The organism is Lapidilactobacillus gannanensis (assembly GCF_003946675.1).
Classification (GTDB): Bacteria; Bacillota; Bacilli; order Lactobacillales; family Lactobacillaceae; genus Lapidilactobacillus; species Lapidilactobacillus gannanensis.
The window spans coordinates 1-22,998 of sequence record NZ_RHOT01000001.1; the positions used below are offsets into that span (position 1 = coordinate 1).

At 41.2% G+C, this 22,998-nt stretch carries 19 protein-coding genes; 3 read left to right on the top strand and 16 right to left on the bottom strand.

What is annotated here, in order from left to right:
- Positions 1–394: 394 nt before the first annotated feature.
- From lysS to pth, 11 genes are all read right to left on the bottom strand, one after another.
- Complete coding sequence (lysS, locus tag EKM81_RS00005) at positions 395–1,873, bottom strand: lysine--tRNA ligase (RefSeq protein ID WP_125646955.1); 1,479 nt, start codon at positions 1,871–1,873, stop codon at positions 395–397.
- An 83-nt stretch (positions 1,874–1,956) separates the two neighbouring features.
- The gene (gene dusB, locus EKM81_RS00010; RefSeq protein WP_125646571.1) at positions 1,957–2,940 is read right to left on the bottom strand and encodes a tRNA dihydrouridine synthase DusB; all 984 of its coding nucleotides are present in this window, start codon (positions 2,938–2,940) and stop codon (positions 1,957–1,959) included.
- A gap of 140 nt (positions 2,941–3,080) precedes the next feature.
- On the bottom strand, positions 3,081–3,959 hold the full coding sequence (hslO, locus tag EKM81_RS00015) for an Hsp33 family molecular chaperone HslO (RefSeq protein ID WP_125646574.1): 879 nt from the start codon (positions 3,957–3,959) through the stop codon (positions 3,081–3,083).
- Between the two features lie 706 nt (positions 3,960–4,665).
- Positions 4,666–6,834: an ATP-dependent zinc metalloprotease FtsH gene (ftsH, locus tag EKM81_RS00020; RefSeq protein ID WP_125646577.1), complete on the bottom strand. Its 2,169-nt coding sequence runs from the start codon at positions 6,832–6,834 to the stop codon at positions 4,666–4,668.
- Positions 6,835–6,935: 101 nt separating this feature from the next.
- Positions 6,936–7,478, bottom strand: a complete 543-nt coding sequence (gene hpt, locus EKM81_RS00025) for a hypoxanthine phosphoribosyltransferase (RefSeq protein WP_125646580.1) — start codon at positions 7,476–7,478, stop codon at positions 6,936–6,938.
- A gap of 19 nt (positions 7,479–7,497) precedes the next feature.
- Positions 7,498–8,886, bottom strand: coding sequence for a tRNA lysidine(34) synthetase TilS (gene tilS, locus EKM81_RS00030; protein WP_125646583.1), 1,389 nt, complete (start codon positions 8,884–8,886; stop codon positions 7,498–7,500).
- Between the two features lie 132 nt (positions 8,887–9,018).
- Positions 9,019–9,516: a S1 domain-containing RNA-binding protein gene (locus EKM81_RS00035; RefSeq protein ID WP_125646586.1), complete on the bottom strand. Its 498-nt coding sequence runs from the start codon at positions 9,514–9,516 to the stop codon at positions 9,019–9,021.
- A gap of 72 nt (positions 9,517–9,588) precedes the next feature.
- Complete coding sequence (locus EKM81_RS00040; protein WP_125646589.1) at positions 9,589–10,008, bottom strand: FtsB family cell division protein; 420 nt, start codon at positions 10,006–10,008, stop codon at positions 9,589–9,591.
- A gap of 106 nt (positions 10,009–10,114) precedes the next feature.
- Positions 10,115–10,369 carry an RNA-binding S4 domain-containing protein gene (locus EKM81_RS00045; RefSeq protein WP_125646592.1) on the bottom strand — a complete coding sequence of 85 codons (255 nt, stop codon included), beginning with the start codon at positions 10,367–10,369 and terminating at the stop codon, positions 10,115–10,117.
- 73 nt (positions 10,370–10,442) lie between these two features.
- Positions 10,443–13,985: a transcription-repair coupling factor gene (mfd, locus tag EKM81_RS00050; RefSeq protein WP_125646595.1), complete on the bottom strand. Its 3,543-nt coding sequence runs from the start codon at positions 13,983–13,985 to the stop codon at positions 10,443–10,445.
- 50 nt (positions 13,986–14,035) lie between these two features.
- Positions 14,036–14,599, bottom strand: a complete 564-nt coding sequence (gene pth, locus EKM81_RS00055) for an aminoacyl-tRNA hydrolase (RefSeq protein WP_125646598.1) — start codon at positions 14,597–14,599, stop codon at positions 14,036–14,038.
- Positions 14,600–15,112: 513 nt separating this feature from the next.
- Here pth and EKM81_RS00060 point away from each other — a divergent pair.
- Both EKM81_RS00060 and EKM81_RS00065 read left to right on the top strand, forming a co-directional pair.
- Positions 15,113–16,093 (top strand): L-lactate dehydrogenase, encoded by a 981-nt coding sequence (locus EKM81_RS00060; RefSeq protein ID WP_125646601.1) that lies wholly within the window; start codon positions 15,113–15,115, stop codon positions 16,091–16,093.
- A gap of 339 nt (positions 16,094–16,432) precedes the next feature.
- On the top strand, positions 16,433–17,809 hold the full coding sequence (locus EKM81_RS00065) for a L,D-transpeptidase family protein (protein ID WP_125646604.1): 1,377 nt from the start codon (positions 16,433–16,435) through the stop codon (positions 17,807–17,809).
- Positions 17,810–18,064: 255 nt separating this feature from the next.
- Here the strand turns inward: EKM81_RS00065 and EKM81_RS00070 are convergent, their stop codons facing one another.
- The gene (locus tag EKM81_RS00070; protein ID WP_125646607.1) at positions 18,065–18,736 is read right to left on the bottom strand and encodes an O-methyltransferase; all 672 of its coding nucleotides are present in this window, start codon (positions 18,734–18,736) and stop codon (positions 18,065–18,067) included.
- Between the two features lie 122 nt (positions 18,737–18,858).
- Between EKM81_RS00070 and cbpA the strand changes: the two genes are divergently transcribed.
- On the top strand, positions 18,859–19,527 hold the full coding sequence (gene cbpA / locus EKM81_RS00075) for a cyclic di-AMP binding protein CbpA (protein WP_125646610.1): 669 nt from the start codon (positions 18,859–18,861) through the stop codon (positions 19,525–19,527).
- A 145-nt stretch (positions 19,528–19,672) separates the two neighbouring features.
- Here the strand turns inward: cbpA and EKM81_RS00080 are convergent, their stop codons facing one another.
- The 4 genes from EKM81_RS00080 to acpS all read right to left on the bottom strand — a co-directional run bounded on the left by EKM81_RS00080 (position 19,673) and on the right by acpS (position 22,616).
- Positions 19,673–20,599 (bottom strand): DUF7916 family protein, encoded by a 927-nt coding sequence (locus EKM81_RS00080; protein ID WP_125646613.1) that lies wholly within the window; start codon positions 20,597–20,599, stop codon positions 19,673–19,675.
- A gap of 48 nt (positions 20,600–20,647) precedes the next feature.
- Positions 20,648–21,004 carry a type II toxin-antitoxin system PemK/MazF family toxin gene (locus EKM81_RS00085; RefSeq protein ID WP_125646616.1) on the bottom strand — a complete coding sequence of 119 codons (357 nt, stop codon included), beginning with the start codon at positions 21,002–21,004 and terminating at the stop codon, positions 20,648–20,650.
- A 110-nt stretch (positions 21,005–21,114) separates the two neighbouring features.
- On the bottom strand, positions 21,115–22,248 hold the full coding sequence (gene alr / locus EKM81_RS00090) for an alanine racemase (RefSeq protein WP_125646619.1): 1,134 nt from the start codon (positions 22,246–22,248) through the stop codon (positions 21,115–21,117).
- Positions 22,248–22,616: a holo-ACP synthase gene (gene acpS / locus EKM81_RS00095; RefSeq protein WP_125646622.1), complete on the bottom strand. Its 369-nt coding sequence runs from the start codon at positions 22,614–22,616 to the stop codon at positions 22,248–22,250. The genes alr and acpS overlap by 1 nt, the downstream gene beginning before the upstream one ends.
- Positions 22,617–22,998: the final 382 nt, after the last annotated feature.

Below are 22,998 nucleotides of genomic sequence, written 5' to 3' on the forward strand. Positions count from 1 at the left end.
TACTTGATCAAAACAACCGAAGTTGTCATGAGTCCTGCACATTTTCGAAACTTTGTTCAGTTTTCAAAGATCTACCATTGTTGCAACAGCAACTTAACTATCATATCAAAGCGCTTAATCAATGTCAACAACTTTATTGAAAACATTTTTCAACGAGATAAGCAAGTTAGCAGCTCGTTTTGCAACACAAACTATCTTATCAACTTCAGGCCGTTTCGTCAATAACCAATTTAAAACCGGTTTTTGCTAACAAAATTGGCATGATTTACGATTAAAGTTAGGATTTTACTAGCTAACCAGGACTGACTAATTATTAGATTAGTAAACCCGAAACATTTTTCGAACAATAAAAAAGATTTACCGCCAAATCGCAGTAAATCTTTTTCAAATTATTTTATTTGTTCTCGTCGGGACGCATTGTTGGGAACAATAAGACGTCACGAATCGACGGTGCATCAGTCAATAACATGACCAAACGATCAATCCCAATGCCTAACCCGCCTGTAGGTGGCATGCCGTACTCCAAAGCTTCAATAAAGTCATAATCAACCCCATGAGCTTCATCATTACCAGCCTCATGCTCCGCTTCTTGTTCTTCAAAGCGCGCTTTCTGATCAATCGGATCATTTAATTCAGAGAATGCATTAGCATACTCAGTTCCTAAAATATAAAGTTCAAACCGATCAGTAAAGCGTGGATCATCGGCATTTTTCTTGGCTAATGGTGAAATTTCAATTGGATGACCATAAACAAAAGTTGGCGCTTGTAGCGTAGATTCGACAAATTGTTCGAAGAACTCATTAATAATATGCCCAACTTGCCAATATTCTTCATAATGAACATGGTGCTCATCAGCTAATTTCCGCGCTTCTTCCAAACTCATTTTAGGCCAAAAATCGACGCCAGTTTCCTTCTTGATGGCATCAACCATATGCACCCGATCAAATGGCTGGTCTAGATTAACTGCTTGTCCCTGATAAGTGAATTTACCAGTACCCAAAGCTTTTTGCGCAGCAAAGCGGAAAATACCTTCAGTCTCATCCATAACATCTTTAAAGTCAAAATAGGCGGCATAGGTTTCCAGCATCGTGAACTCAGGATTGTGACGCGTATCAATGCCCTCATTACGATAAACTCGGCCAATTTCATAAACACGTTCCATCCCACCGACAATCAACCGCTTCAGCTGCAATTCTAGAGCAATTCTTAAATAAAGATTGATATCCAATGCATTATGGTGTGTAATAAACGGCTTAGCTGAGGCACCACCTGGCAAAGCATGCAGTGATGAAGTTTCAACCTCTGTGAATTCGTGGCTATCCAAATACTCGCGAACAGCCTTAATAATCTTGCTTCGTTTAATAAAACGATCAAAGCTATCTTCGTTAGCAATCAAATCCAAATAACGTTGCCGATAAATCTGTTCGACATTGCTTAACCCATGATATTTATCTGGTAAGGGCCGTAAAGCCTTGGTCAAAAAAGTGACATGAAGTGCCTTAATCGTCAATTCACCAGTATCAGTCTTCATGACTTCACCCTTAATCCCCAAAAAATCACCTAAATCGGACTTTTTAAAGATTTGGTAGTTTTCGTCGCCGACAACATCTTTACGTACATAAATCTGGATTTTACCACTACGATCACGTAAATCAGCAAAGCCAACCTTCCCTTTACCACGCTTGGAGATCATCCGGCCAGCAATGGTAACTACTGGCTGGTCAGCCTCTAAGCTCTCTTTGGCTGTCTCACCGTAAGTATCGTGCAGTTGCTTAGCCAAATGTGAACGTGAGAAGCGGGTGCCAAACGGATCGATTCCCTCATCACGTAAAGTTTGCATTTTCTCTCGGCGAACAATCAACTGATCGTTCATTTCTTTATCTGGATTCTTGACATTATTATTTGCCACGTCTTTTTCCCTCACCTTTTTAAAATTTCAAAAAATCATTTTACTTGTTATTGCCGTTCCTCATAGCTGGTGACAAAATCATCTAGCAGCTGATCAACTTCGCTTTCAGTAAACGCCTGATTAACCGCTGCTCTGGTCTTGGCGCTTCGCGGAATTCCTTTTAAATAATAAGCGGCTTGTTGGCGAAATTCGGGGACCGCTACTTTTTCGCCTTTCAAAGCCACCAATCGTGACAATTGTTCTTCTGCAGTTTGGATTTTCGCCCGTGGTGTTGGTTCCGGTAATTCTTCACCAGTAGCTAAGTAATGATTGATCGATTTCAGAATCCAAGGATTACCTAAAACAGCACGGCCAATCATAACTGCATCTGCCCCAAATTCGGTCAACATTCGTTTGGCATCTTGCGGTGTTTGAACATCCCCATTACCCATAAAAGGAATCGTTACATGCTGACGAACCTCTTTGAGAATCTGCCAATCTGCGTGACCAGTATACATTTGTTTGCGGGTACGGCCGTGCATTGCTAAGGCTGCGGCCCCGGCACGTTCAACGGCCTGCGCATTTTCTACCGCATAGATGTGATTTTCATCCCAGCCCGTTCGCATCTTTACAGTGACTGGTTTTTCCACAGCAGCGACCACAGCGGCCACCATTTCATAAACCTGATTAGGGTCAAGTAACCATTTCGCACCAGCGTCAGTTTTAACAACCTTATTAACGGGACACCCCATATTAATGTCGATAATATCGGCTTGTGTGTGCTGATCAATAAACTTTGCTGCATTAACCAGTGTTTCCTTGGTCCCACCGAAAATCTGAATACTAATTGGATGTTCTTTGGGGTCCACAAATAACATATCTAGTGTCCGCTGATTGTGATACATAATACCTCGGTCACTGATCATTTCACAGACGACCAGACCGGCACCAAATTCTTTCGCAACTAACCGAAAGGCTGAATTGGTAATCCCGGCCATCGGTGCAACTACAACCTGATTAGGAATTGTCACATTGCCAATTTGCCACTCCATAACACCGCTCCTAATTCTTAATTCGCCTAATCTTAGCAAAAAAATCGCTAAGATTGCAACCAGCCCAATAATAATTACCCGTTTTTTAAGGTAATGAGTACCATTGGACTAGCTGATCAACTATGTTAATGATCACAAAATTATTTTTGGGCCACTAATGCTTGTAACTCAGCCTCTGTGAATTGATAGTGTTGACCGCAGAACTTGCAAACAGCTTCCGCACCATGATCTTCGGTAATCATTTTATTCAAATCGCTGGTTGCTAGCGTTGCTAATGCCTTACGAAAACGTTCCTTACTGCAGTCACACTTAAAGGCAACCGGCATTTTTTCTAATACCTTGAACTGCTCTAAACCAAAAATTTGTTGTAACAATTGTTCAGGTGTCTGGCCCTGCCGTAACAAATCAGATACTCGCGGTAATTGCTGTAGCCGTTGTTCTAATTCGGTTATTTGCGCTGAGGTAGCACTAGGTAAAGCCTGAATTAAAAAGCCACCTGCAACCTGAACCGTTTTATCCTGATTTACGAAAACTGACAGCCCCATTGAAGAAGGGATTTGTTCCGATTTAGCCAAGTAATACGTAAAATCTTCAGCAATTTCACCAGAAGTAATCGGTACTTGACCTGTAAACGGCTGTTTCATTGCCAAATCTTTGGTGACACTTAATAACCCCTTGGTGCCAACTGCTCGGCGCACATCGATTTTTCCCAACGGATTTAATGGCAGCTCCACATGAGGACTAGCAAGATAACCTTTAACTGTTCCATTAGCATTGCCATCAGCAATAATGGCCCCCACCGGACCATCACCAACTAGACGAACTGTTAATTTCTCGGGATCTTTCAAAACCGCACTGCTAAGTAATAACGTCCCAATCAAAGTCCGACCTAAAGCTGCCGTTGCAGCGGGCCAAGTATCATGATGTTGCTGCGCCTCGCGAACTAACTGACTAGCATCAACAGCCAACATACGAAAAGCACCATCATTAGTCATTGCTTTAATTAAATAATCTGCCACTTTAATTCTCCTTGCCTAGTTCCTGCTGATTTTGAAGATACTAAATAATACTAGCTTAAAGTAAGAAAAAATACCAGCCTATAACTAATAGAGTGTGAGGGCTGCCGGGTTTTTGGCATAGGATAATTTCAAATAATCACTTGAGCTGGTACAACCAGATCGAGTGATTATTTAAATTAGCCATAGCCATTTGGCAACCCAAACACGTTTCAATAGAGTGTGAGGAGTGGTGGTCTTTTGGCGTAGTACAATTTCAAATATTTGCATGAGCTGGTGCCAACCAGATCGTGTGAATATTTGAATCGTACCTAGCCATTTACCACTCCGAACACGTTTCAATAGAGTGTGAGTAGTGATGGTTAGACTGCGTAGCGTAATTTCAATTATTTGATTGAGCGGTGCAACCGATCTGGCAATTATTTAAATTAGGCCTAGCAGTCTATCACCCCGAACACGTTTCAAATCAGAGTGTGCAGACCAACATTTTTTAAACTCAGAAAGCTAAGCAACTAAACTATTAGTTTATAACAACCTTGTTTTCTGGCGGTACGCGGAATTAAGTTTCTTAATCCGGATAGTGACCTAAACCATTTTTGAAGATTTGCCTACATGATTGAAAAGACAAAAAATCCCAAGGTCAATAGCAACAAATGTGCTATCAACCTTAGGATTATATGACTAGCTTAAATTAATTAGCATCAACAACCTAATTTTGATCAGATTGATGGTCGTCATCATCATGATGATCATCAGAAACTGGTTCCTTAGGTGCATCAGCTGGCGCTTCACCTGTTGCTTCGGCATGATCTTCAGCAGTGGCATTAGCATCTGCTCGCTGTTCAGCATCGTGATCGGCATCAGGGTCAACATTTTTAGCTTGCGATTGAGCATCTTTACGTTCCAAAGCTCGCTTAGATTCTTCGAAAGTTGCGGCGTGTTCACTTGGATAAAGTGAGTTGTCACCTTCAGGCATTTTACCATCATTGAATAAGCTGAGAATTTCTTTTTCATCAAGCGTCTCGTACTTCAGCAATGCCTCAGCAATTAACTTATGTTGTGCTTGATGTTGTTCCAAGATTTCCCGAGCCTTCGCATGATCGGCAGTGATGATTTCACGAACGGTGTCATCAATGGCAGCAGCAGTTTTCTCAGAGTATGGCGCTCCTTGGCCGTATTGAGCACCAACGAAAGGTTGGCCTTCACGTTCCAAAGTAACCGTGCCTAAAACATCAGTCATCCCATATTGGGTGACCATACTGCGAGCAATATCAGTTGCTTGTTCAAAGTCATTAGACGCACCAGTTGATTGCGTGCCAAAGATTAATTCTTCAGCCGTCCGACCGCCAAGCAAGCCAGTGATCTGTTCATCTAATTCCTTTTTAGTCATTAAGAATTGATCATCCCGTGGCAACATAATGGCATAACCGCCAGCACGACCACGAGGTACAATGGTTACTTTCCGAACAACTCGTGAATCACTTAAAACAACCCCAACCAAAGCATGGCCGGCCTCATGATAAGCCACCATCTTCCGCTCACGGTCGCTGATCACGCGATCCTTTTTAGCAGGACCAGCAATGACACGGTCTTCAGCTTCATCAACGTCAGAAGCATCAATCTTGGTCTTGTTTCGTCGAGCAGCAACTAAGGCCGCTTCATTAAGCAAGTTCTCCAAGTCAGCCCCAACGAATCCAGGCGTTTGTTGTGCAACAACTTTCAAATCAACATCATCAGCTAATGGTTTGTTCTTAGCATGAACCTTTAAGATAGCTTCCCGACCCTTAACATCAGGACGGCCAACTAAAATCTTGCGGTCAAAACGGCCAGGCCGTAATAACGCTGGATCCAACACATCAGAACGGTTGGTTGCAGCAATGACAATGACGCCTTCATTACCTGTAAATCCATCCATTTCAACTAATAATTGGTTTAAAGTTTGTTCTCGTTCATCGTGACCGCCACCCATGCCGGCGCCACGTTGGCGTCCGACGGCATCGATTTCATCAATAAAGATAATTGCTGGTGCGTTCTTTTTAGCATTATCAAACAAGTCACGTACTCGAGAAGCACCAACACCGACGAACATTTCGACGAAGTCAGAACCAGAAATAGAGAAGAATGGCACACCGGCTTCACCGGCAACAGCACGTGCTAGTAGGGTTTTACCAGTACCAGGAGGGCCCTCAAGTAAAACGCCTTTAGGAATTCGTGCCCCTAAAGAATTAAACTTCTTAGGATTCTTCAAGAATTCAACAACTTCAACTAATTCTTGTTTTTCTTCTTCAGCACCAGCGACATCAGAGAAGCGCACTGAATTCTTCTTAGGATCTTCAGGCTTCGCTTTAGTCTTGCCAAAGCTCATCACACCGCGGCCATTGCCGCCACCTTGACCAGCCTGATTCATCATGAAATAGAAAAAGACAAAAATCAGAATTGTAGGGATCAACATGGTCAACACACTGATCCAAATCCCAGATTGAGATTCTTCTTGCGTGTGCATTGTCACGCCTTCACTCTGAGCCACTTTGGTAATTTGTGCTAACGAACTATCATTTGGCAGAAGTGAAGTCGTAAAGCCATCTACTTTAGTTGTAGTGGTTTGTCCCGGAACAGCGAAGAAACTATTGTTTGTAGCTTTCTTAGTTTGCGGTTTAGTATATTCCCCACGAATTTGGTAGACCCCATTTGCAGGTTGGACACTAAATTCTTTAATCTTGTTAGCCTTTAATTGTTTAACAAATGTTGTTGTACTAACATTTTGTGTGGTACCACTGTTTCCCCGATTGAAGAAGAAACTAATCCCACCAACTAAGGCGACAAAAATAATGATGTAGAATAAACCGCTATTTAAAAGCCGATTACGGTTATTTTTCATTGACAACCTCCTGAAATAATCGATTCATCAAGATAATCGAATGGTGTAATCATATCATATTTGACCATTTTTGACTAATATCTATTTCCTAAATTTACGCGTTAATTTTGCTCGTAAACTTCAGGTTTTAAAACGCCGACAAATGGCAAATTCCGATACTGATTTTTGTAATCAAGACCATAGCCGACCAAGAACTCATCAGGAACGGTTACCCCTGTATAATCGACATGAACGTTAATCAAACGTCGAGCAGGCTTATTTAAGAAAGAACAAATCTTGATTGAAGCTGCTTCCCGTGTTTGTAATAACTTGATCAGTGCTTCTAGTGTACGACCAGTATCGATAATATCCTCAACGATAACCAAGTCGCGACCCTTGACCGGAATATCTAAATCTTTCAGAATACGCACTTCACCGCTTGATTCAAGGGCATCACCATAACTAGAAACATCCATAAACTCAATTTCTGCTGGCGCATCATAGGCCCGAATCAAATCAGTCATAAAAAGCACAGCACCCTTTAAAATACAAATAAAGATAGGCACCTTGCCTTGATAATCGGTCTGTAATTCTTGGCCTAGACGAGCAACAGTTTTTTGAATTTCTTCCGTGGAAACAATGGTCTTCTCAATATTTTCGCGCATTTTGCTCTCCTTTTAGTGATTAGCTTCTTTTTTGACTATCCGTTTGTTTGATCAATACATAAATGATTTTAGCAGTTTCTCTATGGTTCGACAATTTATAATTGTAGATATTTGGTATCCAAATAACTTTTTTATCAGCTACCAGGGCAAATAATGACGAGCGCTGACTTTGTGGAATCTTCTGGTTGATCAAACGTCGTCGCAATAATTGATGATGACCATTGGCTAAAGTTAGTTGATCTGACTTTTGCGCCGGACGCAAGCACAATTGCTTTGGCCACTGTGCTAGCTGCAAGCGACTAATTTGCTGAACAGTTTCAGCTTGAGGTAAAGCCGTAAAAACACCAATTTTTTGATTTTGATAGTCTTGCCAATGATTCAAAGTCAGCTCAACTGTAGGTAATGCCACACCAACTGACCGTTGATTCAATGGTCGAAAAACAAAAGTCTGATACTCACGAACAAACTGCCAGTTCTTAACCAAAGTTAGTACTTGTTCCCCAGCAGTTGTTTGCGTCGCCTGTACCAGTGCTTGCAGTTGCTGAGCTTTTAGTGCTGGCAAATTTTTAAAATAGTGCTGCCAGAGATCTTGCCAAAAAAGTGCTTGTGCTGTCATAGATAAATGTTGCAATTCAGAACTAAGCCGGCCATGCAACTGTTCCTGCTGCCAATTTAAGCCTAACTTGGCCTGCAGTGAACTAAATTGCTGTCCTGCAAGTTCTTGCAAGGCCTGAATCTCTTGGGCAAAGCGCTGACTATGTGCCAAAACTTGTTTATTTTCTTGCTTTAATTGAGGTACTACCTGATGGCGCAAACGATTACGCGTGGTCAGGTCCTGCGCATTGGTATAGTCCTCACAGTAAGCTAATTGTTGTTGCTGAACATAAGCCAGTAAGGTTCGCTTAGCAAAAGGTAACAATGGTCGTAGAATTTGCCAATTCTGCCAACTAGTCAGCGGTTTTAATCCAGGAAATTCGGTACTAGCACCACTGCGCGTTAGCCGTAGCAACATGGTTTCCAATAAATCATCCCCATGATGTGCTGTCACCAGAAACTGGCTAGCAGTTTGCTTCATCGCCCTAGCTAAAAACTCGTACCGTGCTTGGCGGGCAGCAGCTTCATTATCTTTTTTATGAGCAGCGGACCACTGCCCCACCACTAGCGGTAAGTGCCACGAAGTCGCAAGCTGGCGGACCAACTGTTCTTCAACCACACTATCGCGCCGTAATTGATGATTAAAATACGCCAGCGTTATTTGCGGTCGGCTACTCGCCGGTAACTGTAGTAACAGTGAAACGAGTGCTGTTGAATCAGCGCCACCAGAAAAGGCCACTAAGACTGACTTTTTTCTAGTTAAATCAACTGGTAGTTGCTGCCAACTAATCTGAAATTGGTCAACTAAATTCATTGACTAAGCACCTCCCTGACAATATTGACTAGCGTAATAAATGAGCCATCATCCGCGCTTGGATGATGGCCCACTTATCGACAACATAATTAAACAACGGTACTATCTTAGTACCAAACTTGCTTAATAAAATTAACTACGACGACCGCCACGACCGCCACGTTTACCTTCAGTATTACGCTTAATGGCTGTTAATCGATCTTCACTATCTTTTAAAAATCCGGAAAGCATACTATCAAAGTCTTGATGATTTTGATGGCTTTGATGGTTATTACTTGGTCGACCACCACTATTGCCACGCTTCCAATTATTATTGCTGCTATCATTCTCACGATGTTCACGATGATGTTGCTGCTCATGATGTGGTGCGTGGGAATGATTAGCAGGGGCAGCACTTTGCTCGCTTGCCTGTTTGATCGACAAACCAATCTTGTTAGCCTGAACTGAAACAACTTTAACAGTGACCATGTCGCCAACACTCAAAACATCATGAATATCCTTGACATACTGATTAGAAATTTCACTGATGTGGACCAAACCACTTTGCCCAGAACCTAAATCAACAAATGCTCCGAAGTTGGTGATTCCAGTTACTTTGCCGGTAACCTTCGACCCAATTTCAACTGCCATATACCCGTAAATCCTCCTTGGATGTGCTTCTTTTCGATATCTTAGTATACCACCGAACAATTTCAAATAAAACTAGTTTTTTGGATTTGCATCCTTTGTAATGCCACCATTCTCAGGTAATGAAAAAATAATCTCACCATTCTTGGAATAATCGTATTTATAGCGAATCAACTTATTCAAATAGTCATCATCGTGCAACTGGTCTACCTGAACTTTCAGATTTTGCTTGGTTGACTGAACCTCGCGCAGTGCCTTCTGCTGTTGCGTAACTTGCGCTTGTAATTGCCGATTTGTGTTCTGAGCCCGCATAATTTGAACCCCAAAGAAAATCAGGCAAAGAATGAAAATAGCAAAAATTGCCAGCAACCGCCGTCGATGAACCAAACGTGTGCTCCGCTGCTGTTTAGCTACGACTGCTTGTTGTTGTGATTCAATGACAAAATCATTGTTTAAACTAGTTACTTTAGTGTTCGGTTTTTTTGGCGCTTGCATGCGATTCACCCCCGCAAAATCGTTTGTTCATACCTGAAGTATAGCATAACTCACTTCAATTTTTTTAACTGACTATTGGCTTTTTTAAAAAAGTTTACAGATTAGTTTAGCGGGCCGTATCACTGACAACCTGATACATTTCTTCAGCATCGGCCTTTTTAGTCGTTTCCACGATTCGCGTAATCTTAACCACCAATGTTTTATTACCAAATAAAATTGTTAACTCATCGCCAACAGCAACATCACTAGACGACTTGGCAACTTTTCCATTGATTGAAATTCGCCCTTTGTCGGCAATTTCTTTGGCTACTGTTCGCCGTTTAATTAGGCGAGAAACCTTTAAATATTTATCTAATCGCATATTTTGCTCCTTTAACTACTTCATCATTTTAATAATATGACTGCTATCATCAGTCTCATGCTTAATTGCCCATCTATTTCTTGGCAACTTGCTTCGTCTGTTGTAAAGCTTGGAGAAACTTAATTAAATCCTGCAACCAATCGGTCACGTCCGGCAACGGTTTAGGTAAGGTCAAACTAACTAAATATTTCTGTTCATCCTCTAGTTTAACATCTGCGTGATAAGTTAGCACTGCTAAAGCTGCGAACAAATCTTCGCCACTGAGTTGCTTAGTTGCCTGAGGACTAAAGCGAATACTGATTTGTTGCTGTTTCTGACGAATCTGTTGTAACAATAATTGGTCAGCCAACATTTTCAAATGACCAACTAACAGCAAATTAGCCACTGGCGCTGGATAATCACCAAAGCGATCAATTAAGTCACTTTGAATATTCAGCAAATCATCTTCAGTCGCCACTTGGCGGATACGTTTATATAATTCGATTTTCTGGCGACTATCGTCAACATAATCATCTGGTAAATACGCTTCAACATTTAAATTCAATTCTGTATCGCTAACCGTTGCTGCTGATTTATGTTGCCGTTTTTGCACAGCTTCATTAAGCATTTGCGAATACAGATCAAAACCAACCGAATTAATAAAACCATGCTGTTGTTTACCTAATAAGTTACCGGCACCACGAATTGATAAATCACGCATAGCAATTTTAAAGCCAGAACCTAATTCCGTGAAGTCTTTAATTGCCTGCAACCGTTTCTCACTGACTTCAGTTAGAACTTTATTCGGCTGATACATGAAATAAGCATACGCAATCCGACTAGAACGACCAACCCGCCCTCGCAACTGATATAACTGCGATAGACCATAACGATCTGCATTTTCAACAATCAGCGTGTTGGCATTCGGCATATCCACCCCAGTTTCAATAATCGTTGTAGTTACTAAGATATCGTAATCACCATTAACAAAATTAAAGATGACATTTTCCAACTGATTCTCGGTCATTTGACCATGAGCGTAGGCAATGGTTGCTTCTGGAATCAGCGCTTGCAGTTGATCAACCGTCCGTTCAATATCATCGACACGATTATGCAAATAAAAGACTTGACCACCGCGCTCAATTTCACGTTGAATTGCTTCACGGACTGCACCAGCATTTTGTTCTAACACGTAAGTCTGAATTGGATAGCGATTAGTTGGTGGCGTTTCAATCACCGACAAGTCACGAACGCCGATCATTGACATGTGTAATGTCCGAGGAATTGGTGTTGCTGTTAATGTCAGCACATCCACTGACGCCCGCATTTGTTTCAAGCGTTCCTTATGTTTGACGCCAAAACGCTGCTCTTCGTCAACAATCAATAATCCTAAATCAGCAAAAACCACATCTTTTGATAAAATACGGTGAGTCCCAACAACAATATCAATTTTGCCAGCCTTTAAATCTTTAATTGTTTGGCGATTTTCAGCCGCCGTTTGGAAGCGTGACATCATGGCAACATTAATAGGAAAATCAGCGAAACGATCTTGCATGGTATCAAAATGCTGTTGCGCCAAAATAGTGGTGGGCACAAGAAAAGCGACTTGTTTATTATTCATTACTGCTTTAAAAGCAGCCCGTAATGCCACTTCAGTTTTACCAAAACCCACATCGCCAACTAGTAACCGATCCATTGGTTGCGAACGTTCCATATCATGTTTGACCTCAGCCGTGCTCCGCAGTTGATCTGGTGTTTCAGCATAAGCAAATTCCGCTTCAAACTGACGTTGCAAATCATCGTCAGGAGCAAAAGCAAACCCCTTTTCAGCTTGTCGCTTAGCATAGAGTGCGATTAAATCATCAGCAATATCTTCAATTCGGCTCGAAACCTTTTGTTTTGTCTTCTGCCACTCACTGCCACCTAAGCGATTGATTCGAGGTGTTTTGCCTTCAGCAGAAACATATTTACTAATTAAATTGAGCTGATCAACCGGAATAAATAGCTTAGCATCATCTTGATAGGCAATCGTTAAATAATCACGATGAACCCCATCAACTGTCATGGTTTCCATGCCTTCAAAGCGGCCGATCCCATGGTTAATATGAACGACATAATCGCCAGGTTTCAGTTCATTATAACTCCGCAATCGCTCAGCATTAGCCATCGTTTGCCGCCGTGGTGCAGCTTTCTTCTTAACCCGATTAAATAATTCGTGTTCCGTTAGGACAACCAAATTAGCCGCTGGTAATTCAAACCCATTACGTAAATTACCAGGAACCAGTTGTAACTGATCAGGGATAACTTGGTCTCGTTCAGCTAACGCCACATCAACTTCGAAATCGTGGAAAACACTTTGTAAATGCTGCCGACGACCAGCTTCTGTAATTAGTAAAACTACTGTGCGTTGCTGTTTATGCCAACGATCTAACTCGGTTTTGATCAACGGCATCTGGCTGAAGAATTGTTGGACCGTGCGTGAATCAATATTAATAATTTTATCAAAGCGTAAATTACCTAAGCCTTTTTGAAATAGTGCTAAATGTAATTGACGTTGCTTAAATTGACGATTCAAATCGCGAAAATCTGGTCGAAATTGTTGTTCTGGCAATAAATGATTAACCGCCAATTGATCAGCTTGCCAGCCTGCAAGTTCCTGATCAAGTTCATCTGACTTTTCCAAAAGCCGACTAAAATCTTCAAAAACTAAAATTCCCGAATCAGCCAAATAATCGGCCAAAGTAGTTGTTTCTTCATATAAGAAGTCAACTAACAGCCCCGCGCTCTCCGGCAACGCTTGATCCGCTAAGGCGCTAATTGCCGGCTCAAAATAATCAGTTAATGTTTGACGAGCTGCTTGATCGGCCTTTGTTTTTTGGGGCAAAGTGGCCAACTGCTTGGTTAATGCAGCTGTCAACAAATCACCAGCATGCTGCCGTTGTGCCAAAGAAATTATTTTTTCAGTAGCTGGCAAAATTATTGCCTGATCTAAATTCTTTAAACTCCGCTGTTTACCAGGATCAAAAGTCCGTAAGCTATCCAATTCATCGCCGAAGAACTCGGCCCGAATTGGATCGGCAAAGTTCAGCGGATAAATATCAACAATATCCCCACGAATCGCAAACTCTCCAGGATTAGCAACTAGTTTTTCACGGCGATAACCCATTTCAACTAATTGATTTGGCAGTTCACTTAAATTATAGGTTTGATCAGCACTAATCACTAACTTAGCCGCCGCAAAGTCGGCTGCTGGTGCTAATTGATATCGCAAGCCAGCCACTGAAGTGACAACCACACCTGGTCGTTGACTTAGCAGGAAGCTCAGCGCCTCAATTCTTAAACTTTGAAATTCTGGTGAACTCGTTGCACCTTGAGCGGCAATAACTTCTTCCACCGGAAAATAATAAACAAAGTCATCCCCCAATAAATCAGTCAGGTCATCCACAAATTGCCCTGCATGATAGCCATTATCAGTCACATAGATCAATGGTTGTTTTAACTGCCGTACGATTCCAGCCAAATAAACAGCCGCTGCTGAACCACTTAAACCAGTCACTAATCGACGTTTAGGTGCTTGCCAGTCAGCCAATTGACCCGCCAACTGCACCTGATTTGCCACCAAATCAATTAAATCCATCTTAACCACACTCATTTCGGTTACCTATATTAAGATTAGGCAAGTAACAATTAACCGTTATACTGATTCATTAATTCTTCAAAATCAGCTTTTTCTGCCGACCAGTCCTGTAAGGCAGCTGCTGCTCGATCCATACTTTGTTCCACGACAGGACGATCATCTTTACTAAAGGGCGTTAAAACCCAGTCCACAACTTTAGCTCGTTGGGGATGTTGAATGCCAATTTTCACGCGATTAAACTTTTCCGTTCCTAAGGCGCTAATAATGCTCTTAATGCCATTGTGACCACCAGAAGCACCATGAGTTCGCAATCTCAGCTTGCCTAAAGGCATATCCAAATCATCTTGAATCACCGCAATCTCTTCTGGCGCAAATTGATAATAACTTGCCAATGGTCCTACAGCGCGACCAGAATCATTCATAAAAGTTAATGGTTTAACCAACAGGATTTTTTCACCGTTGATTTTAGTCGAGCCCGTCAATGCATTAAATTCACTTTTAGTTAATTCAACATTTAAAACCTTGGCAACATGAGCCAAAGTATCAAAACCAACATTATGTTTTGTGTGCTCGTATTTAGCACCTGGGTTACCCAAACCAACAATCATTCTCACAATAAATTCCTTCTATCTATTAATTAATTTAGAACAGGTCAGCCAAATCGCTAATAACTCCCCGTCAACCTTAACACCTGTAATAACTTGTTAAAACGCAAAAAGCTGGCGTTTTAACAAACCCCAGGTTAGCACCCAAAATTATAGCATAAGCACACTATTTTTGCAGAATCAGCTAATTCGAACTTAATTCATGTAATTTTTCACGATACCTGATACACTTGCAGATGGACATCCTTATTTTTAATGGGGCGGCCCCTAAACCGCTATTAAGTTTGTGTTGTTTGCAATGAAACAGATTGATAAAAGTGTACCAGTTAGAAAAATACTTTTTACTGAAATCGCTTACTAAAGCGCTTTATTTTTCTTTCATGTGGCTTAAAGAGCGTTATTCCAACGCTGATTGCTTCACTTACTATTTTTTCATAGATGGTTGTAAATTTGCTGTTAAACAGTAAATATTGTGTTATACTTACAAAGTAAATATGTTTAGATCAAGGAAGGATGAATATAATGTCAAACGCTAAAGTAAAAGAACGCCAAAAAGTTTTATTGGTCGGCGATGGTGCCGTAGGTTCTAGTTATGCATATGCATTAGTATTACAAGGAATCGCTCAAGAAATCGGGATTGTTGATATTGCTAAAAACAAGACCAAAGGTGACGCGATCGACCTTTCTAACGCACTACCATTTACTTCACCAAAGCAAATTTATTCAGCTGAATACTCAGATGCTAAAGATGCTGACGTTGTTGTAATCACTGCCGGTGCACCACAAAAGCCTGGCGAAACTCGTTTAGACTTAGTTAACAAGAACTTGAAGATTTTGAAGTCAATCGTTGACCCAATCGTTGAATCTGGCTTCGATGGCATCTTCTTGGTTGCTGCTAACCCAGTTGATATTTTAACTTATGCTACTTGGAAACTTTCTGGCTTCCCTAAGAACCGTGTTGTTGGTTCAGGTACTTCATTGGATACTGCTCGTCTTCGTCAATCAGTTGCTGAATTGGTTAACGTTGATGCTCGTTCGGTCCATGCATATATCATGGGCGAACATGGTGACACTGAATTTGCCGTTTGGTCACATGCCAACATTGGTGGTATCAAGATTGCTGAATGGGTTAAACAACATCCAGAAGTTGATGAAAGCAAGTTAGTTGAAATGTTCGAAAACGTTCGTGATGCTGCTTACACAATCATCAACTTGAAGGGCGCTACTTTTTACGGTATCGCTACTGCTTTAGCTCGGATTACACGTGCTATCTTAGATGATGAAAATGCTGTCTTACCATTATCTGTTTACATGGATGGTCAATATGGCTTGAACGACATTTATATTGGTAGTCCTGCCGTTATCAACCGTGACGGTATCCAAAACATCTTGGAAATTCCTTTGACTGATCATGAATCAGAATCAATGCAAGCTTCTGCTAAGCAATTGAAGGAAGTTTTGACTAACGCTTTTGCACAAAACGATATTGAAACTCGTCAATAATCTGCGCAAATCCTAGTTTAACTAATTAAATTATTGGGCTGAAATGAAACGTACACGTTTTATTTCAGCCTTTTTTATTTGAGAGTGTTCAGAGCGATGCACTGTCGCTCCGAACACATTTCAACAGAGTGTGAGGGCTGGTGGGCTTTTTCCTTTCTTAACTTCAGCCAAACATCTTTTAAATTTTGACTAAACAGATTTAAAATTTTATCACTCATTCCCCCAAAGTAATTCTTATAACTTACTAAAGGAAAGACAATTTGTTTTGTGAACAATCTTTTTGCTGGTATACTAAGGGTAACTTCTGGCAGATTAGAACAACAAGTAGGTGGAAACAAAGTGAAGAAACGTAGTAAATTGATTTTAACAATAAGTGGTGTCTGTGCAATCTTGATTCTTGGTGCAGTCTACATTTACCGTGGTGTCTTCTATCAAAGCCACTACTTACCCAACACTCAAGTTGAGAATGTGAATATTGGTAAATTAACTTACCAACAGGCACAAAGTAAATTAACCAAGAAACTGGTCAATGCTAAGTATCAACTTTATGACGACAAAAAAGCGCTGGCCACTATTACTGGTAAAGAACTGGGTTTGTCACGTAACTCTGGCGGTTACTTGAAGAAATTAATGGCCAACCAAAATAGCTGGTCATTCTCAAATAAAGTCAGTACTGAAACAACTAGTTCGGTAGCAGCCGTTCGAGTTGATCAAGCTTCACTTGATGCTTTCGTCAAAGAAACCGTTGACCAGGCAAATCAAGGCCGAACCGCTACTAGCAATGCTAAGGTCATTCAAGAAACAACTAGTTTTAAGATCAAGCCTGAAGTTCAAGGCACACAGCTTGATCAGGCTGCGGTAAAAGCCGCAGTTGAAAAGGCGATTGTCAATGGCCAACGTAAAGTACAATTGGATCAAACTTACGTTAAGCCAACAATAACCCAGGACAACACAAAGTTGAAAACAGAAGTTAAGTCACTAAACGAAGTGGCTCAAACAACTGGTACCTATACCCTGGCTGGTAAAACAATTACAATTACACCGGCCATGATCACCAGCTGGATTTCTTATCAAGATGGCCAAGTAGTTGTTGATCAAACTGCCCTAACAAATTATTTAAGCGGTTTGAATAGTCAATATGCGACATACAACCGTGATCGTCAGTTCAAATCAACGAAACGAGGTACGGTGACCGTTCCAGCAGGTATTTATGGTTGGAGCATTAACGTTTCCAGTGAATTACCAAAATTGACTGCCGCCATTTTAGCTGGCAAAGACTTCACTCGCACACCAACGATTCAAGGCAGCGGTTATTCCAAAGACGGCACTGATATTGGTAATACTTACGTCGAAGTTGATAAAGAAAACCAGCATATGTGGGTTTATATCAACGGCGAAGAAAAAATTAGTACTGATATTGTTACTGGTAAGCCAAAACAAGCAACGCCAAGTGGTGTCTGGTCTGTCTGGGCCAAGGAACGTAATTCAACCTTAAAAGGTAAAAACGATGATGGTTCCGATTACGCTTCTAAAGTTTCTTATTGGATGCCAATTGATACCACCGGCCTTGGGATTCATGATTCGCCATGGCAGTCTAAATATGGCGGTGATTGGTACAAGGAACACGGCTCACACGGCTGTATCAATACCCCACCAGAAACAATGGCTAAGGTTTATGAAATTGTACCAATTGGAACACCAGTGTTAGTCTTTTAGTAATCAACGACAAATAAAAGCTTGAACCTGATTTGAATTAATCAGTTCAAGCTTTTTTATTTTACCGGATTAAGACTTGGCAAAAAATCTATTGACTAAGAATAATCTCGTTTTCAGTCAACAATTTAAAAAATCACTTCAACAAGCTCTCTGCTACTACCCACCTGACACTTATTCTGGAAAGGCCCATTTATGACACTCCCATAAAAAAACATCGTTCATTGACTTATTTTTAAGTACCAAGCAGTATCCTGATTAATGTTCCCGCCAAGTAATCTGCAGCACACCATCCCCGAGTGGCAACAAACTGACATTTAAATTAGGATTCTGATAAACAGTCGTCAATAATTGATTTAAGCCACGATGGATGCCCTTATTGCGATGACGAATGGTAGTAATATCGTCAAAAATCGTACCGCCCTGTAAAACATCGTCAATTAGTAAGATACCGTTAGGCGCCAACAAGCGTAGCGCATCAGGTAAAAATTTAATATACTGAGCTTTGGCCGCATCAAGAAAGATGAGGTCATAGTCAGTTTGTAACGTGGGCAGGATATCAGCGGCATCACCAATTAATAAGTCAATTTGGTCTTGATACCCGAGCTGTTGCCAATTCTCCTTGGCATGGTTGTACATGGTGTCAAAGCGGTCGATCGTCGTGACCTGGACGTTTTTCGGATCAGCCTCGACAAATAATGCGGACGAAAAACCAATCGCCGTACCGACCTCAAGAATACGTTGTGGCGCCTGAATCGAAACGAGTTGATATAAATAAGCTGCTGTTTCTCGCGGAATAATTGGTACTCGTCGTTCATTAGCCCATTGTTCAATTTGTGCAAGTTTCGGTGAGATTGGCAACGGTTGGTTTCGTAAGAAATTCTGAACTTTTTCGTGGACCACTGGATGGGACATCATTTCATTACGCATTTTCTAATTTTCCTCACAGTTTAGTTTCATCAAAAGATGTAATAATTCTCTAATATATTTTAAAGTTTCGCTATTTATGGTATGATAACAACGATAAGAAAGTCTTTTTAAGGAGGACCACCATGTTAATTAAAAGTTTAGTCTTGAAGAAAGATAAATTAACGACGGTTAAAGAAAACGCGACCTTAGCTGAGGCCTTAAAAATTCTTGAGGATTCTGGCTACCGTTGTGTCCCGATCCTTGATGAAAGTGGTCGGATTTTCCGTGGTAACATTTATAAAATGCATATCTATCGTCATAAATCACAAGGCGGCGATATGAGTTTACCCGTCACCTTTTTACTGAAAAATGCCACCAAGACGATTGATCTTGACTCGCCATTCTTCAAAGTCTTCTTTAATATCAAAGACTTACCTTATATTGCTGTCCTAGATGAAAACCACAACTTCTATGGTATCTTAACTCATGCTAAATTACTAGGAATGTTATCGGAAGCCTGGAACTTGGATATCGGCAGCTATGTCTTGACGATTATGTCAACTGGCCAGCAAGGTGATTTACTAGAAATGTCAAAGATTATTTCTAAATACAGTTCAATTGCTGGTATCTTAACTTTAGATGCTAAAAAAGGCACTTTCGTTCGTCGGACGTTAATTACTTTACCCGCCGGTTTGAAACGGAAAACTTTGGCTGATATTGTTGAACGTCTAGAGCGTAAGGAATATCGGGTCGTTGAAATTGATGATTTACAATCTGGTGAAACAATTCGTAACGAAAAAAACGCGATTTAATTTTTATCTTTCATTCATTAATTAAAAAGACAGGAACGTGTGGATGCTATCAAGTCAGCACACGTGTTCCTGTCTTTTTTTATTTAAATAGGCGCAAGCAAACGAAAATTTCTCTCACGGACATTTTGGCGCAAGTCAAATTCTCTTATCGATTAATCGACCGCGCCATCTGTTTCAAAGTATGACGCTGACCACGAATTGTCTTGCTTAATGCTAAAATATTCTCCACCGGTGCCATACCGGCTGCACCTGCATCACCAATATGTTGAATATCAACACCACAGATTTTATTTTGTAAGGCAATCGTTTCAATAACACTCGTTGTAGCACTTTCTTGACTGGTGCCAATTGCCGACATCACCAAAGCACCATGCTGGTGAGCCTGACCAACGATTGCCGTTAGAGTTGCGGCATCGAAACCAGGTACTGTTCCCACTGCTGGAACCAAAATAATATCAGCGCCAGCGTCGATCAAGTCTGTTAATACTTGGGAATCAATAATTGGTTCATTAACACCTGCGCTATGCATTTTCCCAGCAATAATCAAGCCAGAGAAGTTGGCCCGTACTTCACGTAAAGTGGCAATAATTGTCGCATTATCCACACCAGTACCTGGATTGCCAGTCAAGCAAATAAAGTCAACTCCTAATTCAGTTGCCTTTTTAACAGTGGCTGCATTAGCTTGGCGCCCCAATGCAATTGGTAACTTCTCAGATAACATCTGAGCTTGTGGCGCTATTGGTTCCAAATTAATCCCAACAGGGCGACCAACTAAATGCTTTAACTGCTGGATTGCTGCCAAATCATCATGAACATTGGCTAAACTATTCTCGCCGTCATTTAAGCCTAAGATAAAGGGATGCTGGACATCAAAATGATTCAACAAAATCAAGTCAGCACCAAAAGCACTGGCAACTTCAGCATTGGTAATCGTTTCGGCTAAGGGTTCATGGACCACCACATTTTCCGAAAGGATCGTCCGGCCCTCATTGGCTTGAATCGCCGCTTTTAATTCAGAAGCTGTCATTGCTAAAATCTCTGAAGAATTGGCACTAAGTAATCGTTTGACCACAACAAACATCCTTTCCCAAATAAATTCATCCTGAAATCTATGTAATAATTAGCTTTCCACTAAGCCTAAACTAATTGCCAAAGCTTGATCAACTGCCATCATTTTTGCAGCTGATAAGTGCGAGACTCTTTCTTTTAGCCGCTGCTTATCAATCGTTCGGACTTGCTCCAAGAGAATTACTGAATCCCGCTCAATTCCATCTTGATCTGGCGTGATTCCCACATGAGTCGGCATCTTAGGCTTGGTTATCTTAGCAGTGATCGCGGCTATAACAACTGTTGGACTATAATGATTACCAACATCATTCTGAACAATTAATACCGGTCGCATACCGCCCTGTTCAGAACCAATCACTGGCGATAAATCAGCAAAATAAATATCACCACGCTTAATTGTTTGTTCCATAATTTCACCTCCTAATGCTACAATCTCCCTTGGTTAGAATCATTAAATTAATAAAGGCCGCCAAACATTTGTCTGGCGGCCTTTAACCATTAGTTTAATTATATAACATTTTAGGCACGACATGGTAAATAGTGTCGCGGAATTCGGTTCTTCAAACCACAAGCAATCTCATAATGAATCGTGTGGGCATAATCAGCGACTTCTTGCATCGTGATTTCATCATCACCATCTTTGCCAATTAAAGTAACCTTCGTCCCCACTGGTAATTCCTTAGGTAATAGGACCATCATTTGATCCATGCAAACTCGACCTACAATTTGACAGCGTTGACCATTGATCAAAACAGACATCCCACTCATGCGCCGTAACCAGCCATCAGCATAACCAATCGGCAAAGTCCCGATCCATTCATCTTGCTTAGCAATGTGAGTGGCGCCATAGCTAACGCCATCACCCGCATGAATCTGCTTAACATAAACCAACTCACTATATAACGACAAAGCTGGCTTTAATGGATATGGTTCCGATAATGCCGTCCCAGATGGATTCAAACCATAAATAGCAACCCCAAAACGAATGAGATTAGAAACCAAGTCCGTATGCCATAAACTTGTTGCTGAATTGGCTACGTGAACGTAATGTGGCCGTTCTGGTAGTATTGCCACCATCGCTTTGAATTTAGCAACCTGCTGCTTAAAGTAGGTTTCATCAACTTGATCAGCAGTGGCAAAATGAGTAAAAATACCTTCAAAGTCAAACTCAGCTTGGTGACTTTGCAGAAACTCGGCAGTTGCCAATAAAGCATCAGGTTCCGTAAAGCCGATCCGCCCCATGCCAGAGTCAACTGCCAAATGAACTGCTAACGGTGGCAAACCTGGCGTCTGGTCGAGTAATTCAGTCGCAGTCACTAACCATTGCTCGTCAGCAACGGTTAACGAAATATTTTGACTGGCCGCAATTGCGGCTTCTTGAACACTAGTAATACCCAATACCAAAATTGGTTCAACGATTTGCGCGTCTCGTAACACCAAAGCTTCATCTAAAGTGGCCACACAGAACCCAGTTGCCCCTGCCTTGCGACAAACACGCGCTACTGGTAACAAACCATGGCCATAAGCATCCGCTTTAACTACTGCAAATAAGGCCGTATCCTTTGGTAAACGCTCTTTTTCTTGATGAACATTTTGATAAATTGCTTCTTGATCGATTTCAACATAAGTTGGTCGTAAATATGATGTTTGCATTATTCTCTACTCTTTTCCTCTTCTAAAATCACTTCAGTCATCACTAAGGTGGCTGTGTGCGAAATCGATACAAATGCCGATCCTGCCGTGAATGGCTGTTCAGTAATGATTGGCTTGCCCAACTGGTCATTCAGAATTGTCACGTCCTGCAAACTTACACGTCCTAAACCAGTGCCATAGGCTTTACTATAAGCTTCTTTCGCAGAAAAACGGCCAGCAAGAAACTCCCATTGTCGCGGCCCACTTAGTTGCCGGTAAATAGTTACTTCTGCAGGTGTTAAAACTTTTGTCACGAAGCGGGCATTATGAGCAACTGCCTGTTGAATCCGCCCAATTTCAGTTAAATCGATTCCCAAACCATAAATCATCGCCAGCCACCCTTACTTTCAATTTACTTTTAGTTTACACGCTTCTATTCTTAAGTGCGACTATTTACCTCATTTAGGAACCAATCTAGTTTAATCACTGAAGTCGTTTTTCATTATAACATGGGCTCATCATTAACTTAAGTAAACATCAATTGTTTTTAGATGAAAACAATTCACCAATAATAACGGCAACTTTAAAGTGTAGTTGGCCGTACTTTGATCAGTTTTGAAACAGCATTGCGTCAGCCTGGATGCCACGGCAAATAGCTCGGAATACAATCTGACGTTGCTTCGGCTCAAACGGCAGCAAGCCCTCCAACATCATTTTATAATTAACAGTCAACAAAATAATAAAAAAAAGCTTCACCAACTTGAATTAACA

Bases quoted from the DNA above. Each gene is read 5' to 3' on its own strand.
- hpt (WP_125646580.1), bottom strand. From the start codon at position 7,478: ATGCGCGAAAATATTGAGAAGACCATTGTTTCCACGGAAGAAATTCAA.
- lysS (WP_125646955.1), bottom strand. From the start codon at position 1,873: ATGAACGATCAGTTGATTGTTCGCCGAGAGAAAATGCAAACTTTACGT.
- EKM81_RS00035 (WP_125646586.1), bottom strand. From the start codon at position 9,516: ATGGCAGTTGAAATTGGGTCGAAGGTTACCGGCAAAGTAACTGGAATC.
- mfd (WP_125646595.1), bottom strand. From the start codon at position 13,985: ATGGATTTAATTGATTTGGTGGCAAATCAGGTGCAGTTGGCGGGTCAA.
- tilS (WP_125646583.1), bottom strand. From the start codon at position 8,886: ATGAATTTAGTTGACCAATTTCAGATTAGTTGGCAGCAACTACCAGTT.
- dusB (WP_125646571.1), bottom strand. From the start codon at position 2,940: ATGGAGTGGCAAATTGGCAATGTGACAATTCCTAATCAGGTTGTAGTT.
- EKM81_RS00040 (WP_125646589.1), bottom strand. From the start codon at position 10,008: ATGCAAGCGCCAAAAAAACCGAACACTAAAGTAACTAGTTTAAACAAT.
- alr (WP_125646619.1), bottom strand. From the start codon at position 22,248: ATGCAAACATCATATTTACGACCAACTTATGTTGAAATCGATCAAGAA.
- EKM81_RS00085 (WP_125646616.1), bottom strand. From the start codon at position 21,004: ATGGAACAAACAATTAAGCGTGGTGATATTTATTTTGCTGATTTATCG.
- acpS (WP_125646622.1), bottom strand. From the start codon at position 22,616: ATGATTTATGGTTTGGGAATCGATTTAACTGAAATTGGGCGGATTCAA.
- ftsH (WP_125646577.1), bottom strand. From the start codon at position 6,834: ATGAAAAATAACCGTAATCGGCTTTTAAATAGCGGTTTATTCTACATC.
- cbpA (WP_125646610.1), top strand. From the start codon at position 18,859: ATGTTAATTAAAAGTTTAGTCTTGAAGAAAGATAAATTAACGACGGTT.
- EKM81_RS00070 (WP_125646607.1), bottom strand. From the start codon at position 18,736: ATGCGTAATGAAATGATGTCCCATCCAGTGGTCCACGAAAAAGTTCAG.
- EKM81_RS00045 (WP_125646592.1), bottom strand. From the start codon at position 10,369: ATGCGATTAGATAAATATTTAAAGGTTTCTCGCCTAATTAAACGGCGA.
- EKM81_RS00060 (WP_125646601.1), top strand. From the start codon at position 15,113: ATGTCAAACGCTAAAGTAAAAGAACGCCAAAAAGTTTTATTGGTCGGC.